Annotated in this window: 15 protein-coding genes and 1 pseudogene; 7 read left to right on the top strand and 9 right to left on the bottom strand. The window is 61.9% G+C overall.

What is annotated here, in order from left to right; all coding sequences use genetic code 11:
- Positions 1–73 precede the first annotated feature (73 nt).
- The 3 genes from DWA01_RS14805 to DWA01_RS14795 all read right to left on the bottom strand — a co-directional run bounded on the left by DWA01_RS14805 (position 74) and on the right by DWA01_RS14795 (position 5,639).
- Positions 74–1,828: a DEAD/DEAH box helicase gene (locus DWA01_RS14805; RefSeq protein WP_114286588.1), complete on the bottom strand. Its 1,755-nt coding sequence runs from the start codon at positions 1,826–1,828 to the stop codon at positions 74–76.
- A gap of 571 nt (positions 1,829–2,399) precedes the next feature.
- Positions 2,400–4,007, bottom strand: a complete 1,608-nt coding sequence (locus tag DWA01_RS14800) for a peptide chain release factor 3 (RefSeq protein WP_114286587.1) — start codon at positions 4,005–4,007, stop codon at positions 2,400–2,402.
- 549 nt (positions 4,008–4,556) lie between these two features.
- Positions 4,557–5,639: a Hint domain-containing protein gene (locus tag DWA01_RS14795; RefSeq protein ID WP_114286586.1), complete on the bottom strand. Its 1,083-nt coding sequence runs from the start codon at positions 5,637–5,639 to the stop codon at positions 4,557–4,559.
- A gap of 337 nt (positions 5,640–5,976) precedes the next feature.
- Between DWA01_RS14795 and DWA01_RS14790 the strand changes: the two genes are divergently transcribed.
- Both DWA01_RS14790 and DWA01_RS14785 read left to right on the top strand, forming a co-directional pair.
- The gene (locus DWA01_RS14790; protein WP_114286585.1) at positions 5,977–6,756 is read left to right on the top strand and encodes an SDR family oxidoreductase; all 780 of its coding nucleotides are present in this window, start codon (positions 5,977–5,979) and stop codon (positions 6,754–6,756) included.
- 388 nt (positions 6,757–7,144) lie between these two features.
- Positions 7,145–8,230 carry an ABC transporter ATP-binding protein gene (locus DWA01_RS14785; protein WP_114286584.1) on the top strand — a complete coding sequence of 362 codons (1,086 nt, stop codon included), beginning with the start codon at positions 7,145–7,147 and terminating at the stop codon, positions 8,228–8,230.
- Positions 8,231–8,591: 361 nt separating this feature from the next.
- On the opposite strand, the gene DWA01_RS14780 is transcribed toward DWA01_RS14785, so the two are convergent.
- The 3 genes from DWA01_RS14780 to DWA01_RS14770 form a co-directional block, all read right to left on the bottom strand.
- Positions 8,592–9,293, bottom strand: a complete 702-nt coding sequence (locus tag DWA01_RS14780; protein ID WP_114286583.1) for a helix-turn-helix transcriptional regulator — start codon at positions 9,291–9,293, stop codon at positions 8,592–8,594.
- Between the two features lie 66 nt (positions 9,294–9,359).
- The gene (locus DWA01_RS14775) at positions 9,360–9,677 is read right to left on the bottom strand and encodes an antibiotic biosynthesis monooxygenase family protein (RefSeq protein WP_114286582.1); all 318 of its coding nucleotides are present in this window, start codon (positions 9,675–9,677) and stop codon (positions 9,360–9,362) included.
- 30 nt (positions 9,678–9,707) lie between these two features.
- Complete coding sequence (locus tag DWA01_RS14770) at positions 9,708–10,019, bottom strand: hypothetical protein (RefSeq protein WP_114286581.1); 312 nt, start codon at positions 10,017–10,019, stop codon at positions 9,708–9,710.
- A 227-nt stretch (positions 10,020–10,246) separates the two neighbouring features.
- On the opposite strand from DWA01_RS14770, the gene DWA01_RS14765 reads away from it, so the two are divergent.
- From DWA01_RS14765 to DWA01_RS14745, 5 genes are read left to right on the top strand one after another with little or no spacing between them, the layout of a single operon-like run.
- Positions 10,247–10,462, top strand: a complete 216-nt coding sequence (locus DWA01_RS14765; RefSeq protein WP_114286580.1) for a twin-arginine translocase TatA/TatE family subunit — start codon at positions 10,247–10,249, stop codon at positions 10,460–10,462.
- Between the two features lie 28 nt (positions 10,463–10,490).
- A complete protein-coding gene (tatB, locus tag DWA01_RS14760; protein WP_114286579.1) occupies positions 10,491–11,147 on the top strand; it encodes a Sec-independent protein translocase protein TatB in 657 nt (218 codons plus the stop codon).
- Positions 11,144–12,088 carry a twin-arginine translocase subunit TatC gene (gene tatC, locus DWA01_RS14755; protein WP_235008567.1) on the top strand — a complete coding sequence of 315 codons (945 nt, stop codon included), beginning with the start codon at positions 11,144–11,146 and terminating at the stop codon, positions 12,086–12,088. The genes tatB and tatC overlap by 4 nt, the downstream gene beginning before the upstream one ends.
- Positions 12,085–12,924, top strand: a complete 840-nt coding sequence (locus DWA01_RS14750; RefSeq protein WP_114286578.1) for an ATP-binding protein — start codon at positions 12,085–12,087, stop codon at positions 12,922–12,924. The genes tatC and DWA01_RS14750 overlap by 4 nt, the downstream gene beginning before the upstream one ends.
- 41 nt (positions 12,925–12,965) lie before the next feature.
- Entirely contained in the window at positions 12,966–13,394 is a 429-nt protein-coding gene (locus DWA01_RS14745; protein ID WP_114286577.1) for a hypothetical protein, read from the top strand.
- Here the strand turns inward: DWA01_RS14745 and DWA01_RS14740 are convergent.
- From DWA01_RS14740 to DWA01_RS14730, 3 genes and pseudogenes are all read right to left on the bottom strand, one after another.
- A complete protein-coding gene (locus DWA01_RS14740) occupies positions 13,382–14,563 on the bottom strand; it encodes a LysM peptidoglycan-binding domain-containing protein (protein ID WP_114286576.1) in 1,182 nt (393 codons plus the stop codon). The genes DWA01_RS14745 and DWA01_RS14740 overlap by 13 nt on opposite strands.
- 212 nt (positions 14,564–14,775) lie before the next feature.
- Positions 14,776–15,417, bottom strand: a complete 642-nt coding sequence (locus DWA01_RS14735; protein WP_114286575.1) for a protein-L-isoaspartate(D-aspartate) O-methyltransferase — start codon at positions 15,415–15,417, stop codon at positions 14,776–14,778.
- Positions 15,414–15,500, bottom strand: a pseudogene (locus DWA01_RS14730) (5'/3'-nucleotidase SurE); the annotation flags it as partial. The pseudogene DWA01_RS14730 and the gene DWA01_RS14735, both read right to left, overlap by 4 nt.

Genomic DNA, 15,500 nt, shown 5'->3' with positions numbered 1-15,500 from the left:
ACCAAAACGCCCGGGCATTGAGCCCGGGCGTTTTGGTGCCGGCGAAGCGCCGGCGGTGTCAGGTTTTTCGCGCTTAACTGGCGTCGCGACGCTCGTCAAAGCTGAGGGCGATGAAGGAGGGCAGGTGGTCGCCCATGCCCACAACATTGCTGCCGCCGCCACGTCGGTTGTTCTGGTAGCCGCCGCGTTTGTTTTGATCGCGGCCCTGATCGCGGCCCTGGTCACGACTGTTATCGCGTTTACCGTCACGCTGGGCGTCGCGTTTACTGTCACGCTGGGTGTCGCGTTTACTGTCACGCTGGCCGTCACGCTGGTTCTGGCGTGGGGCGCGCTCTTCGCGGGGCTGGGCCGGAGCGGCATCAGCCACCGGAGCGGCGTCAGCCACCGGAGCGGCTTCAGCGGCCTCGTTGCGGTTGGCAGCGTCGCGACCCGTCGCGTTGCGCGCAGAGCTGTCCGTTTTGCTGTCGCCACCGCGCGAACGGCTGCGCGAAACGCGGCTGCGTCTGGGTTTGTCGCTGGTCTGGATTGCGTCCGGTGTTGCGGCTGTGGTTTCTGCCACCGCTTCCACTTTGGCGTCCGGCGCGATTACCGCTGTGCTGTCCACGGATGTGGAGGGGGCTGGCGCAGCGGCGGTGACGTCCGTCTGAGCCGCATCGGTTCTGCGGCTGCGTTTCACCGTTTTCACCGGGTTGTCGCCGCGCGGAATTTCATTTTTCACCAGATTTTCGATCGCCGCGAGGTTCTTTTCGTCGCGTGGCTCACAGATCATCATCGCTTTGCCATCGCGTCCGGCACGGCCGGTGCGGCCAATCCGGTGCACATAGTCTTCGGCGTGGCCCGGCACGTCGAAATTGAACACATGGCTGACAGAAGGCACATCGAGCCCGCGGGCTGCGACGTCGGAGGCAACGAGGATCTTCAGATCGCCGTTGCGGAACCCTTCAAGGGTGCGCGTGCGCTGGCTTTGGTCAAGGTCGCCATGGATCGGGGCGGCGTCATAGCCGTATTTGGTCAGCGATTTGGCCACGACATCCACATCAACCTTGCGGTTGCAGAAGATGATGCCGTTGGTAAGATTGTCGCCTTCACCATCAATAATTGCCCGCAGCAGCCGGCGTTTTTCGGTGGCGGCACGGTCTTTGCGGCTGGCTTTGAACATCACCACGGATTGTGTGATGTTTTCGCCGGTGGTGGCCTGACGCGCGACCTCAATGCGTTCCGGGTTGGAGAGGAACGTATTGGTGATGCGTTCGATTTCAGGCGCCATAGTGGCGGAGAAGAACAGGGTCTGCCGGGTGAAGGGCGTCAGGTTGAAAATGCGCTCAATGTCGGGAATGAAACCCATGTCGAGCATGCGGTCGGCTTCGTCCACCACCATGATCTGCACGCCGGTGAGCAGCAGTTTGCCACGGCTGAAATGGTCCAGCAACCGGCCAGGGGTCGCAATCAGAACGTCGACGCCACGGTCAATCAGCATGTCCTGCTCTTTGAAGGAGACGCCGCCGATCAGCAGGGCTTTGGTCAGTTTCAGATGTTTGGAATAGGTGTCGAAATTTGCCGCGACCTGGGCGGCCAGTTCGCGTGTCGGCGCCAGCACGAGGCTGCGCGGCATGCGGGCGCGGGCGCGGCCCTTGGCCAGCATGGTCAGCATCGGCAGCACAAAAGAGGCCGTTTTGCCGGTACCGGTCTGGGCAATGCCCAGCACATCGCGGCCCTCAAGCGCAGGCGGGATGGCGCCAGCCTGGATCGGGGTCGGGATTTCATACCCGGTGTCTTGAATGGCTTTCAGAACTTTGGGACTCAGATTTAGGTCAGAGAATTTTGTCATGTGCGTCCAGTATGATGCGGAGTCGGTCCGCATGAATTTGGGGACGCATGGTCTGACGCGTCCCAGCGTCGGGTGCCTGTGGTCAAACAGGTGCGCGCAGGGGTAGCCTAAATGGGGAATAAGGTCAAGGAAGCGGCGCCTGGCGCGGCTTTCTGCGCTGAGATGTGCGGTTTTCAGCGCGGAATCGCCTGCAAGGTTGCAAACTTGTTGCTGTCAGAGGCCTGGTGTCGGGCTGAGATGGCCAGGTTGCTGCCCGGCTGGCTAACATGGCGCGGATATTGGTGGCCAAAAACCGGAAACCGCAGAATCACCCCTGGCGCGGCCGCTCCGGGTGTCCGGGGGCGCACAGCGCTTTGAGGGGCACGACGGGGGGGCGGTACACAGGGCGTTGCCGAAACCGGGCCGACGGGGCGGCGCGGCCTGCGAACCGGGCGGAGCGGCCTGCGGACGGGGCGGCGCGGCCTGCGAAACGGGCGAAGCGCTGCGGCCAGACCGCAGACGGGGACACGCGGCCAGGGCCGTCAGAGCAACCGCGGCGGCCAGGGCAGCCCGGGCCGCCGGATCGACCGGCTTATATCATCATTTCTTTGGTGGCGCTCAGGGTCAGGTCGGGGAAATCGCGCTCGATCCGGTCGATGTCCCATTGCAGCCGGGTCAGATAGACCACGTCGCCGTCATGGTCATGGCTGATGTGCTGCGGATTGGTGGCGACGAACCTGTCCAGCACCGCCTCAGGGCCGGTGACCCAGCGCGCAGAGGTGAACTGGGAGGCGCCAAAATGCACCGGCAGCCCGTATTCAAGCTCGATGCGGCTGGCCAGCACTTCAAATTGCAGCGCGCCGACCACACCGACGATATAGCCGGAGCCGATTGAGGGTTTGAACACTTTGGCAGCGCCTTCTTCGGCAAACTGCATCAGCGCTTTTTCCAGATGTTTGGATTTCAGCGGATCACCGGCGCGCACGGTCTGCAGCAGTTCTGGGGCAAAGGACGGGATGCCGGCCACGCGCAGGGCTTCGCCCTCGGTCAGCGTGTCGCCGATGCGCAGCTGGCCATGGTTGGGAATGCCGATGATATCGCCGGCCCAGGCCTCTTCTGCCAACTCGCGGTCGGCGGCAAGAAACAGCACCGGGTTGGAGATCGCCATCTGTTTTTTGCTGCGCACATGGGTCAGTTTCATGCCGCGTTTGAAATGGCCCGAGGCCATGCGTACAAAGGCCACCCGGTCGCGGTGCTTCGGGTCCATATTGGCCTGAACTTTGAACACAAAACCAGCGACTTTTTTCTCGGCCGGATCAATGGTGCGGGACTGGGCTTTTTGCGGCTGCGGCAGCGGGCCAAAGCTGGCGATGCCCTCCATCAGCTCGCGCACACCAAAACTGTTGATCGCAGAGCCGAACCAGATCGGGGTCAGCGTGCCCTCCAGCATCGCCGCGTGGTCAAAGGCGGGCATCAGTTCGCGCACCATTTCGACTTCTTCGCGCAGTTTTTCCAGCAGGTCGGCGGGCACGTGATCGGCCAGACGCGGATCGTCCAACCCTTCAATGGCGATGGTTTCCGCCACCACGTTGCGGTCGCCCCGGTCCATCAGTTCGAGCCGGTCGTTGATCATGTCGTAACAGCCGATAAACTCACGTCCCACGCCGATGGGCCAGGTCACCGGGGTCACGTCAATCGCGAGGTTTTCCTGGATCTCATCAATAATATCAAAGGTGTCGCGGCTTTCGCGGTCCATTTTATTACAGAAGGTCAGAATCGGCAGGTCGCGCAGGCGACAGACTTCAAACAGTTTGCGCGTCTGGCTTTCCACCCCTTTGGCGCCGTCAATCACCATCACCGCCGCATCCACCGCCGTCAGGGTGCGGTAGGTGTCTTCCGAAAAATCGGAGTGGCCGGGCGTGTCCACCAGGTTAAAGCGGCAGGACCCGTAGTCAAACGACATTGCCGAGGCCGAGACCGAGATGCCGCGGTCTTTTTCCATCTGCATAAAATCAGAGCGGGTGCGTCGTGCTTCGCCCTTGGCGCGCACCTGGCCGGCCATCTGGATGGCGCCACCATAGAGCAGGAATTTTTCCGTCAGCGTGGTTTTGCCCGCATCGGGGTGCGAGATGATGGCAAAAGTGCGGCGCCGGGCGATTTCGTCCGGCAGGCTGAGGGCGGTATGGGTGCGATCTGACATGGTTTGCGTATAGCGTCGCGGCGGTGCTGCCACAAGGGCGCAGCGACGTCAGGTTGTCGCCTGACACAGCCAGGTGATCTGGCGTGCGTTTTGGCGTTGCCTGGCAGGGGCGGATGGTTTCGGGCGGGCAGGGACGCCAGGTGGCGCGCGCGGACACACAGTGGCAGGAGCAGGAGGCGACCCGGGGCGACCGGGGGCAGCCGGGCTGTGCTATGGGATCGCTTTTTTTGGGGGGGGCTGGTGGACTATTGCGCTGCCGGAAGCTGTCGCCTGACACCGGCGGGTGACCGGCTCCGGACGCGCCGGTTTGAAAAAAGGGACGGGCGCTGCGCCTTTTGGGGGGGGGCGTTTTGGCTTGCGCCGGGTTTGCCCCGGTTGGAAACGCGGACAGGGCGCAGAGAGGATGCAGCGGCGGCCGGTTGCTTTAGCGCGACGCCGGCAGAATCCTCGCCCCGGAGCGCACGGTTCGGAACAGAGGGGCGCGACATGGCGGCGCAACGGGGGGATTGCCGCCGGATCCGGGCGCAATGCCGGACCCGTTGCACTGTTTCAGCCGCCGGAGGCGCTGCGCAGCAGGTCGGGGGAGACGGCGCTGTCCTCAAGTTCGATCAGTGCGGCGGTGTTACCGGGCGCGTCACCGGAACTCATAATATTGCGCAGAGCCGCCGGCAGCACCGGTTTTACCCGGGTGTCGACATACAGGCTTTCGGCGGCAATGCCCTCGGCGTAGATAATCTCGTGCTGCTCAAACAGCAGTTGGAAATACTCGACAAAACCGCCAACCGACTGCACCACGGAGGTGCCGTTGATCAGCCGTTCAGCCTTGACCATGATTTCAGAGCGCCCGGCGCCCATATGGTCGCGGCGCTGATAGATGAACAGCCGGTGATTGGGGCTGAGCACCAGGTCGTTTTCATTGTTCAGCGTGCCTTTGCGAATTACGATCGGGGCGAGGGCACCGGAGGCGCGTACGGTCTGCTGCCCGACCCAGTGAATTTCGCGCGGCCCGTTGTTGCGGGTCAGCACCTTGTCGCCGGGGCGCAGATCTTCGATCGGGCGCTGCAGCCCGTTGCTCATGGTGATCAGGGTGCCGCGGGTAAAAGAGACGCAGGCGACTTCGGCAAACCGGGCACGGGCATTGTCGCGGTTGATCTGCACCAGCGCATAGTCTTTGCCCGTTTCCACCGGCGCCAGCGGCAGCAGATAGGTGCCGGCAATCAGACCATTGTCGGTCTCAATCAGGATCAGCGCTTCGATAGTGGAGCCGTCGGGGGACATGAACGTGGCACAGCAATCGAGAAAGAGATCGGCCCCGGCGTGGCCGGTTTCTGTGTCGGAAGCGAGAACAAACTGCTCGCCACTCTGATTGCAATAAAAGCTCAGCATGGAGATCTGCGCGCCGGCATCGAGGCCAAACACGTCATCCATTTCCAGTTCAGAGGCGTCGGTGACCGGTTCGCCCAGATTGACGCCGCTGGTGACGCGAAAATCACCGGCGCGGTAGACCGGCAGGCTTTGGGCCGGACCGGCCGCTGCAAAACTGTCCGCAGCGTTTGCGGCGCAAGCGCTGGTGCCTGTAACCGTATCCGCGCCTGCGTCCGGCGGGGTGACAGGGTCTGAATGGATGGTCATAGCAGCGGCTCTCTGAAAATACGCAGGCAGGGCAACAGTATCTCCCCCCCTGGTGATACCGGCTGCCGCGATCTTTGGAGATCATGTATAGCGGAGAACTCCGGCTGTGGCGACACAGGCTGCAACGTGTTCACATTCTTCATGAAAATCTCCGCATTTGGGGCACTGTTTGTTAACCTATCCGCAAAGATTGTCCGCATTTGGGCAGAATCCGGGCTGGCTCTGGCCGGGGCAGTTTAATTGGCCGGTATTAACGGCAGGCGAATCGCGCGGCGCTCTTGCACCTGTCGGCTGGGCTGGTACTGGTGTTGCAACTAAATTTCGACAGGAGAGAGTTATGGATCTTGGAATTTCTGGAAAGCGGGCGCTGGTTTGCGCGTCCTCCAAGGGCCTCGGTCGTGGCTGTGCCGAAGCGCTTGCAGAGGCAGGCGTGCACCTGGTGATGAACGCGCGTGACGGGGCGGTTCTGGATGCGGTGGCGGAGTCGATCCGCGAACGTTATGGCGTCCGGGTGGACACTGTGGCGGCCGATATCACCGACCCTGAGGGTCGCATGCGGGTGCTGGATGTGGCGACACAGGTCGATATCCTGGTGACCAATGCCGGTGGCCCGCCTCCGGGCATGTGGAGCGACTGGGACCGGGACGATTTTATCCGGGCGCTGGACGCCAATATGCTGACGCCGGTGGCCCTGATGAAAGCGATCCTGCCGGGCATGATCAACCGCAGCTGGGGCCGGGTGGTGAACATCACCAGCGCCTCAGTGCGTTCGCCGATCCCGATGCTGGGCCTGTCCAACGCGGCGCGTATGGGGCTGACCGGCTATGTGGCGGGCACCGCGCGCCAGGTTGCCGGCGCCGGGGTGGCCATCAACAATCTGTTGCCGGGCATTCACGCCACGGACCGGGCTGATTCGCTGGACCAGACTGCGGCGAAAAACCAGAAACTGTCGCTGAAAGAAGCGCGCGAGTTGCGCAAGTCCACCATCCCGGCGCGTCGTTATGGCACCGCTGCGGAATTTGGCGCCACCTGCGCTTTCATGTGTTCACAATACGCTGGTTATATGGTCGGGCAGAATGTGATGCTGGACGGCGGCTCCGCCAATATCAGCGTCTGATCCGGATCCGGATCCGGACAGCGGCTGGGAAATACATGATGGCGCCGCCCTGGCAGGACCCGGGCGGCGCCATTTTTGTGGCGGTCTGGCTGTGGTCTAACTGTGGACTGACTGTGGCCCGCGCTGACTGGCACATGTTCTGCCCTGTCTGACTCCTCTTAGTGGCCCGTCTGTTGCGCCCGGATCCGCAGCGCCAAAGCGCCAAAGCGGCGCGCGGCGGGCGTATGCTGGTGCTCGCGGCACCGCCACGCGTCACCTGGCCGTTCTGCGTTGATCCGCGGATTGTGCGACGGATGTGAAGGCCCTTTGGTCTGCGGGCGCTTGCGGAGGCCCGGTGGGGCTGCTAACCCGGTACCCAACCGAATTGGTCAGAGAACCGGGGCGTTTCGTGCAGCAGTTACAACCAAGACTTGAAATTAAAGACATTCGCCGCAGGTTTGGTGGGCGTGAAGTGGTGCAGGGCGTGTCGCTGCAGGTGATGCCGGGCGAGGTGACCTGTCTGCTGGGCCCGTCGGGCTGCGGCAAATCCACCACGCTGCGCATCATTGCCGGGGTGGATGAACAGAACAGCGGCGAGATTTACGTCGATGGCGAGCTGGTCTGCGACACCATTTACCGGGTGCCGCCTGAGGGACGTTCGATAGGGCTGATGTTTCAGGATTTCGCTCTGTTTCCGCATCTGTCTGTGGCGGACAACGTCAGTTTTGGCCTGCAGGGCAGCCGGGCTGCGAAACGGGACCGGGTGGCGGAACTGCTGGGCAAGGTGGACCTGCTCCAGTCGCTGGAAATGTATCCGCATCAACTGTCCGGCGGCGAGCAGCAGCGAGTGGCGCTGGCGCGGGCGCTGGCCCCACGGCCCTCAATCATGCTGATGGACGAGCCGTTTTCCGGCCTGGACGAGCGGCTGAAAGATGAGATACGGGACGCCACCCTGGATGTTCTGAAGGCCGAGGGCACTGCGGTGCTGCTGGTGACACACGAGCCGGATGAGGCGATGCGGATGGCGGACCAGATTGCACTGATGCGGGATGGCAAAATTGTGCAGAAAGGCGCGCCCTATAATATTTATAACGCGCCGGTGGACAAGGCTGCAGCGGCGTTTTTCAGTGATATCAATGTGATACGTGGCACGGTGCAGGGGGCATTGTCCGAAACTGCCTTTGGGCCTTTTCTGGCGCCAGGTGTGCCGGACGGCGCCGAGGTGGACATCGTGGTGCGGCCGCAACACCTGCGCATCGATTTTGACCGCGGCGGGCGCGGGCCACATCCGACGCCACAGGATGGCACCCCGGCGCGCGCGGTGGTGGAACGGGCACGCTTCATGGGGCGCGAGAGCCTGGTGGAGTTCCGCATGGAGTTTGACGGCTCAATGCTGAAAGCGACGGTGCCCTCGGTGTTTCTGCCCAAATCCGGCACCGCGTTGTGGCTGATGCTGCGGCGCGAACGCTGCTTTGTATTCCCTGTGCAGGACTGATCCTCTGAAACTCACGCGGGAATGGTCCCGGAGATGACACCGGAGACGTTCCCCGGGGGGGCCGTTCCATATGCTGTGCTCCGCCTCGTGAAGTAGCCTGTGCTCCGCCCGGTGATGCGCCGTTTCCTGAACAACGGGCCGCGGCCACCCGCCTCCCCCGTCTCCGGCAGGCGCCGGACCCGGCCTTCGGGGGCAGCCTGACTGCTTGCGCAGCCAGGCTGTGCGCCGGTTGCAATGGCGTGGCTGCAGCTGAGCGAAGCGAAGCTGCGCGGCCCAACGGGAGGCTGGGCATCTGTGATGCGCGGACGACGGGCGGGAGGGGGCCTTTGCTTATTGCGGTTCGGGGGCCTGGGTCACATGCTCAGGTGCCGTTTTTGGTCGCTTTTTTCCGGGTCATTATTGCCATCATGTCAGCCAGGCTCTTGCCTGGCTCATCCGAAAATGTGGTGCCGATCTCGATCAAAGTGTCGATGCGGTCCACCCGGAACATCCGGAAATCATTGCGCAATTCGCACCAGACCGAGCAGGTCCAGACCCGGCCCCAATATTCCAGCTGCAGCGGGCGCACGATACGGTTTGTCTGTTCACCACCGAGGCTCTGATAGCTCACGCGCAGTTTCTGCCGCGCCCGGATTGCCGCACGCAGCACTGGCATATGTTTAAACCCGGCGGCGGCATCGGCAAAGGGATAGACCGCAAAACCCCAGCCTTGTTCCGGTGCAGCAGCGTTTTCCGGCAGCACGGCGTCGATTTTACGCGCCAGCGTGCGGGCGGCTTTCTGGATGTCGGGATCTGCCGCTTCGGTCAGCACCGCAACACCAAGATGCAGCGCTTCCAGCTCTTCCATTGTCAGGTTCAGCGGTGGCAGTGTGATCGGCGCAGTCATCTGATAGCCCATGCCGCGTTCGCCCTCAACCGGCGTGCCTGAACTCATCAGCGTGTCCATGTCGCGGTAGATGGTGCGCACCGAGACCTCGAGTTCTTCCGCCAGGTCCTGGGCACGGTGCAACCGCCCGTCACGCAGGATTTGGATCAGATCAAAAAGGCGGTCAGTGCGGCGCATGGGGTCAGTCTCCCGATGCCCGCGCCGGGGTCAAGTCCGCAAAGACCGCCCCGGCGACAGGTTTGATTATGCCGGCAGCATTTGCAGCAGGACCGAGCTGATCGTGCGCGCAAAAGTGGCGGGATCGATCAGTGCGATCATATCAGCGCTGGCGGGTTCCTGCATGAAGGCCGCGTCGATCGCGTCATAATCGGCGCGGCTCTCCCAGATCACGTGATCTGACCAGGTGCCGTCTTCTGCTTCGCTGATGCGGCGAAAAAGGAAGCCAGGTGCCTCGCTGATAAACGGGCCGGTATTGGCGCTGGCCTTGAGAAACGCCTCACGGTCTGTTCCGGGCTTCAGGCGGAAGCTGTAGTGGACGGCGGTAGGGGGGGAAGTGGACATCAAGTGTCTCCGTATCATTGAAGGTGTGGGTCAGGCGCTGCGCATCACAAGGCCGGTGGCCTGATGCGACATGCTGACAGAGGCCGGATCGATCAGCGCCATCAGGTCCTGGGTGTCGGGGGAGCCCATAAAAGCTTCGCCGGCGGACTTGGCTGCGGCCATATCGGTCCACAGCACATGGTCGGTCCAGGTGCCGTCATCTGCCTCTGACAGGGTCCGGGTCAGAAAGCCGCCGGCATTGGCGACAAACGCCTCGGTTTTGGCTGCGGCGGCCAGGAAAGTGGCGCGTTCGGTGCCAGGGATCAGGCGGAAGGTGACGAGTTCAGCGATGGGGTTTGACATTTTATGTCTCCGATTCGGGTTTCAACGTGGTCTGAATACAGGGGGGCTCCTGACACATACCTGTCAGGAGTGTTTTGTGCCGCACCGCGCCTGCCTGCTGTCTGGGCAGCGCGACGATAATTTTACCGCGCGGTTGCATTGTGCTTTTACATCGCCGGTTATCGTCCTAATTGTGGTGCATGAAAGAATTGCAGACGGCGCGGGCTGTCTGAACACGGAGAAAATACATGCTTAACAATATCGGCCTTCCCGGCCTTCTGCTTATCGCTGTTGTGGTTTTGGTTCTGTTTGGCCGCGGCAAGATTTCCTCGCTGATGGGCGAAGTCGGCAAAGGCATCACCGCGTTCAAAAAAGGCGTGGATGACAGCAAAAAAGAAATCGAAGATGAAGCCGCTGATGTGGCGGTTGACGTGACGCCCGAAGACGAAAAAGACAAGGCGTAAGCCCCCAATTATATAAAGGCGGCGCACCATGTTTGATATCGGTATGACCGAACTTCTTCTGGTTGCTATTGTTGCGCTCATCGTGGTGGGGCCAAAAGACCTGCCGGGGATGTTCCGCACTCTGGGCCGGTTTACCGCCCGGGCCAAAAGCATGGCACGGGAGTTTTCCAGTGCGATGGAACAGGCGGCCGATGAGGCGGGTGTCAAAGACATTGCCAAGACGGTGAAAAGCGCAACAAACCCCAAAGCGATGGGGTTGGATGCGTTGAAGGGTGCAGCAGATAAATTTGAAACCTGGGACCCTGCCAAGAGCACCACAGCAGCCGGCAAGAACCTGCAGACCGCTGAGATGACCGAGGCCCGGGCCGAGACGGCAAAGAAAATCTCTGAGGCCACCGCCAAAGCGTCGAGCGCGCGTCAAACGGCTGAGGCGGTGGCGAAGCCGGCAAGCGGTGAGGCGGCACCTGTTGTTGCGCCCAAAAAACCTGCTGCGAAGAAGGCTGCACCTAAGAAGGCTGCAGCTAAAAAATCAGCAGCCAAAAAACCTGCGGCGACAAAAACTGCGGCCAAAAAGCCGGCAGCGAAAAAAGCTGCGGTGAAAAAACCGGCGGTGAAAAAAACCGCGGCCAAAAAGGCTCCGGTTAAAGCCGCCAAAACAGCCACAAAAGACGAGAGCGCCGGATGAGCCAGACTGAGGATATGACGGATGACGTTGCGGATGAGATCGAAGATTCTTCGGCGCCGCTGATTGAACATCTGGCCGAGCTGCGCAACCGGCTGATTAAATCGGTTGTGGCGTTTATCATCGGGGTGGTGATCAGTTTCACCTTTGGCGATATTCTGCTGGATTTCCTGCTGACGCCGATTGAGGCCACCATGCGGGAGCTGGGCAACGACAATCCGGTGATGCAATACACCGCGCCGCAGGAGTATTTCTTTACCCTGATCCGGCTGTCGATGGTGTTTGGTCTGGGCCTGTCCTTTCCGGTGATCGGCTTTCAGATGTGGCGCTTTGTGGCGCCCGGCCTTTACAAGAACGAAAAGGGTGCCTTTCTGCCCTTCCTGGTGGCGTCTCCGGCGATGTTCCTGATTGGCGCCTCTTTTGCTCATTATGTGGTGACACCGCTGGCGATGCAGTTCTTCCTGGGATTTGCCGATGCCTCCTCGATTCTGACGGCGCTGGCGCCTGCGGCGGATGACATCGTTGCCGGCAGGGCCGACACTGGTATCGACATCGTGTTTCAGGGCAAGGTGAATGAGACGCTCGACATCACGCTCAAAATGATCGTGGCCTTTGGTCTGTGTTTTCAGCTGCCGGTTCTGCTGACGCTGATGGGCAAGGCCGGGCTGGTGTCCAGCCGGGGTCTGGGTGCGGTGCGCAAATATGCGGTGGTTGGCATTCTGTTGCTGGCCGCGCTGGTGACCCCGCCGGATGTGATCACCCAGGTCATCCTGTTCGTGGTGGTCTACGGGCTCTATGAAATTTCGATCTGGCTGGTCCGCCGGGTGGAAGGCAAACGCGAAAAACGGATGCGTGCAGAAGGTCTTCTGGGCGAAGATGAGAGCCTGTTTGACGAGTTTGAGGACGAAGAAGAAGACTTCTTGGACGACGAGGCTGGTAAATGAGCCGGCTGGTTCTGAACCGGATCGCAGAGGCGCTGGAGCGAATGGCTCCGGCGCCTCTGGCCGCGGCGGAGTTTGGCGCAGCGGACGCGTTTATCTGGCACGTGGAGCCTGACGCAGTGGTGCCGGTGCCGGACGTCAGCAGGGTCGATCTGTCGCTGCTGATCGGCATCAGCCGGTCGCGCGATACCCTGCTGGAAAACACTCTGCAGTTTGCCCGCGGCCTGCCAGCCAACAATGCGCTGCTGTGGGGCGCCCGCGGCATGGGAAAATCGTCGCTGGTGAAATCGGTGCATGCCGAAGTGTTGCGCCAGGGGCTGGTGCTTAAGATTGTTGAGGTACAGCGCGAAGACCTGCCGTCTATTTCGCGGCTTCTGACGCTGCTGCGCGCCAGTTCGGAGCGCTTTATCCTGTTTTGCGATGACCTGTCGTTTTCTCATGATGACCAGCATTACAAATCCTTGAAAGCGGTGCTGGACGGGGGCATTGAAGGGCGGCCGGACAATGTGCTGTTTTATGCCACTTCTAACCGTCGTCATCTGATGCCGCGCGATATGATCGAGAATGAGCGCAGTTCTTCCATCAGCCCGTCGGAAGCGGTGGAAGAAAAAGTATCGCTGTCGGACCGGTTTGGCCTGTGGCTGGGGTTCCACCCCTGTGATCAGGACGAATATCTGGAGATGATCCGGGGCTATTGCCGCGCCTGGGGCATTGAGATTGATGAAGACACGCTCCGGGCAGAAGCGATTGAATGGCAGGCCACGCGCGGCAGCCGTTCAGGGCGGGTGGCCTGGCAGTATTTCACCGATCTGGCCGGGCGGCGCGGGGTGGTGCTTTAAGCAGCCGTTACCGCGAGACATGGAAGCCCCGGTGCAGGAATGTGGCGGGGTTTTTTTCTGGTGATGGGCAAGCGGCTAAGATTCTGGCCTTCGGCGAGGATATTTGCACCAAAAAGAAACTGGGGTGCGGCGCCCTGCGGGAGGCGGTGCTTTCAGGTACTGGCGGAAAAGATATTGCCCTGAATTTTTCCTTTGACCTGCCGGCTTCCAGCCCTTCGCGCTGCGCGGGCAGAACCGGCGTGGCTTTGCACGGATCTGGTGCCGAGCCGGATTTGGTCAAACCCGGCAAAAACAGACCACGCCCTGTCCTTCTCATGCCTGACGCAACAGAGCTCCCCGGCGGGCAGGAGAATGGTGCCGGTTTCTTTTTGGCACAAATATCCTCGCCGAAGGCAAGAAGTTTTTGCGGCGCACAGCCAGACCCAAGCGCTCCGATCTCCGCGGATTGTGCCCCGGATCAGTTCAGATAGGGGGTCGGGTCGACGGTGCGGGTGCCTTTGAACACCATGAACTGCAAAGCGCTGAACTCGTTGGCGGCCACTTTGGCGATGGTCTGGCCGCGGCTGACACTGTCGCCTTTTTTCACCGAAACGTCTTCAATGAAACTATAGGCCGACTGCAGCCCGTTGCCGTGGTCGATCACCATAATGCCGACTCCGTCGGCGTTTTTGGACACCAGTTTCACCGTGCCGTTGGCGGCGGCGCTGACCTGGGTGCCGGCGCTGGCGCTGAACAGGATGAAGGCGGATTTATTCTTGTCATAATCGCGCACGATTTTACCCGGCACCGGCAGGGCCAGCTGGGCGGTGCTGGTGGCAGGGCCCAGATCGGGGGCGGGCGGCGGCGTGGCGGTGGTGATTTTTTCCGGCAGTGCGGTGGCAGCGCTTGGCGGGGTCGGGGTCGGGCTGCCGGCGCCGGGTGCGCTGACCGTGGCGGAGGCGGCGGGCGGGTTGTCGCTTTCGCGGGTCGGGATCAGCAGATACTGGCCTTCGCGCACTTCCAGGTCTTTGCCCAGACCATTCCACTCCGCAAGCGCCCGCACGGTGACGCCATAAAGCCGGGCTACAGAATAGGCGGTTTCGCCACGGGTGACCTTGTGGCGGGTGGGTTCGGGGCCAGGCTGGATCCCGGTGGCCGTGCCTGTGGCGGGCGCGGTGCGCACAGGCGCGACAGCGGCGCTGTTCGTCGTATTGCCTTCGGCGCGGTTTAAGGCGCTGTCGGCCAGCGAGGTGATGCTGAGGGTTTCGGTGTTCACGCCGCCGGCTGTGGCACCGGCTGAGAGCCCTGGGATCTCGGCGATGCGCACCGGCAGGGAAATGATTTCGCCGGCGCGAAGCACCGCGTCAGCCGGGATGCCATTATAGACGGCGAGCTGGTCTGCCGGCAGGCCGATCCGGTTGGCCACGTCAGAAACGCGGTCACCGCGCCGGGCCACCACCACCTGGTAGCTGGGGTAGGAGATCACGCCGCGACTGTCGGCGCGTGGCCGGGCATTGGTCGCGGCCAGTGCCGCCTCGCTGGTGTCAAAGCCGCTGCCGATGCTGCGCAGGTCAAAGTCAAGTGGCTGGGCACAGCCAGCGAGCACCACCAGCGCGCTGCCGGCAAGGAGAATACGGAGTTTAGGGCTTACTGCTGCCATGTTTTTGTCCTCAATCCATCCATTGACCCGGTCTGTTGCCAGGTTTGAAACATATTATTTAGGGGCGGTTGCCCGCCATTTCCAGTCCGGCCGTCTGTCCGATCGTCTGCCCGGGTGTCAGTCCGGCTGTCTGTCCCGGTGTCAGTCCGGGTCCCGGTCTGCAGACCGGGCCGGGTATCAGCGTGTTCCGGCCCATGTGACCAGCCTGTGTGTCAGTCCTGTCCCAGGCCTTCGATCAGGGGGACAAAACGCACCGCACGCAGTTCTTCATAGTCAAACCCGGTCTCCGTCCGTGTCACTTTGATCAGGCTCTGCACCGCATCAGACTGACCCACCGGCAACACCATAATGCCACCAATCCGCAATTGCGCCAAGAGCGGGCCTGGCGGGTCTTCGGCGGCGGCGGTGACGAGGATGCGGTCAAAGGGCGCCTGGTCGGGCAGACCCCGTGATCCGTCGGCGGTCATCGCAGTGACATTGCTCAGGTTGAGCTGGTCAAATATGCTCTGGGCTTCGCGGATCAGGCGGCGGTGGCGCTCGAGCGTATAGACCCGGCGCGCCAGTTGGCTGAGGATGGCGGCCTGGTAGCCCGAGCCGGTGCCGACTTCCAGCACCTTGTCGCGCGGCTGCACTTCCAGCGCCTGGGTCATCAGCCCCACCACGGAGGGTTGCGAGATGGTCTGGCCACAAGCGATTGGCAGCGGCGTGTCCTCATAGGCGCGTTCAGAAAACACCCCGCGCACAAACGGGCCGCGGTCGATTTTTTCCATTGCCGTCAGCACCCGCTGATCGGTGACGCCCTTGGAGCGGATCGCGTAGAGGAACTGCATTTTCTGTTCGGCGGTGGCGGTCATGTGTTCAGGGCCTCTGCCAGGGGGGCGAGACTGTCATGGGCGGTGAGATCTGCGCGCAGCGGTGTCACTGAGATATAGCCCGC

The organism is Candidatus Halocynthiibacter alkanivorans, assembly GCF_003333265.1.
GTDB lineage: Bacteria > Pseudomonadota > Alphaproteobacteria > Rhodobacterales > Rhodobacteraceae > Halocyntiibacter_A > Halocyntiibacter_A alkanivorans.
The sequence above is the reverse complement of the archived record's forward strand: the minus strand, read 5'-3'. Positions and strand labels throughout refer to the sequence as shown.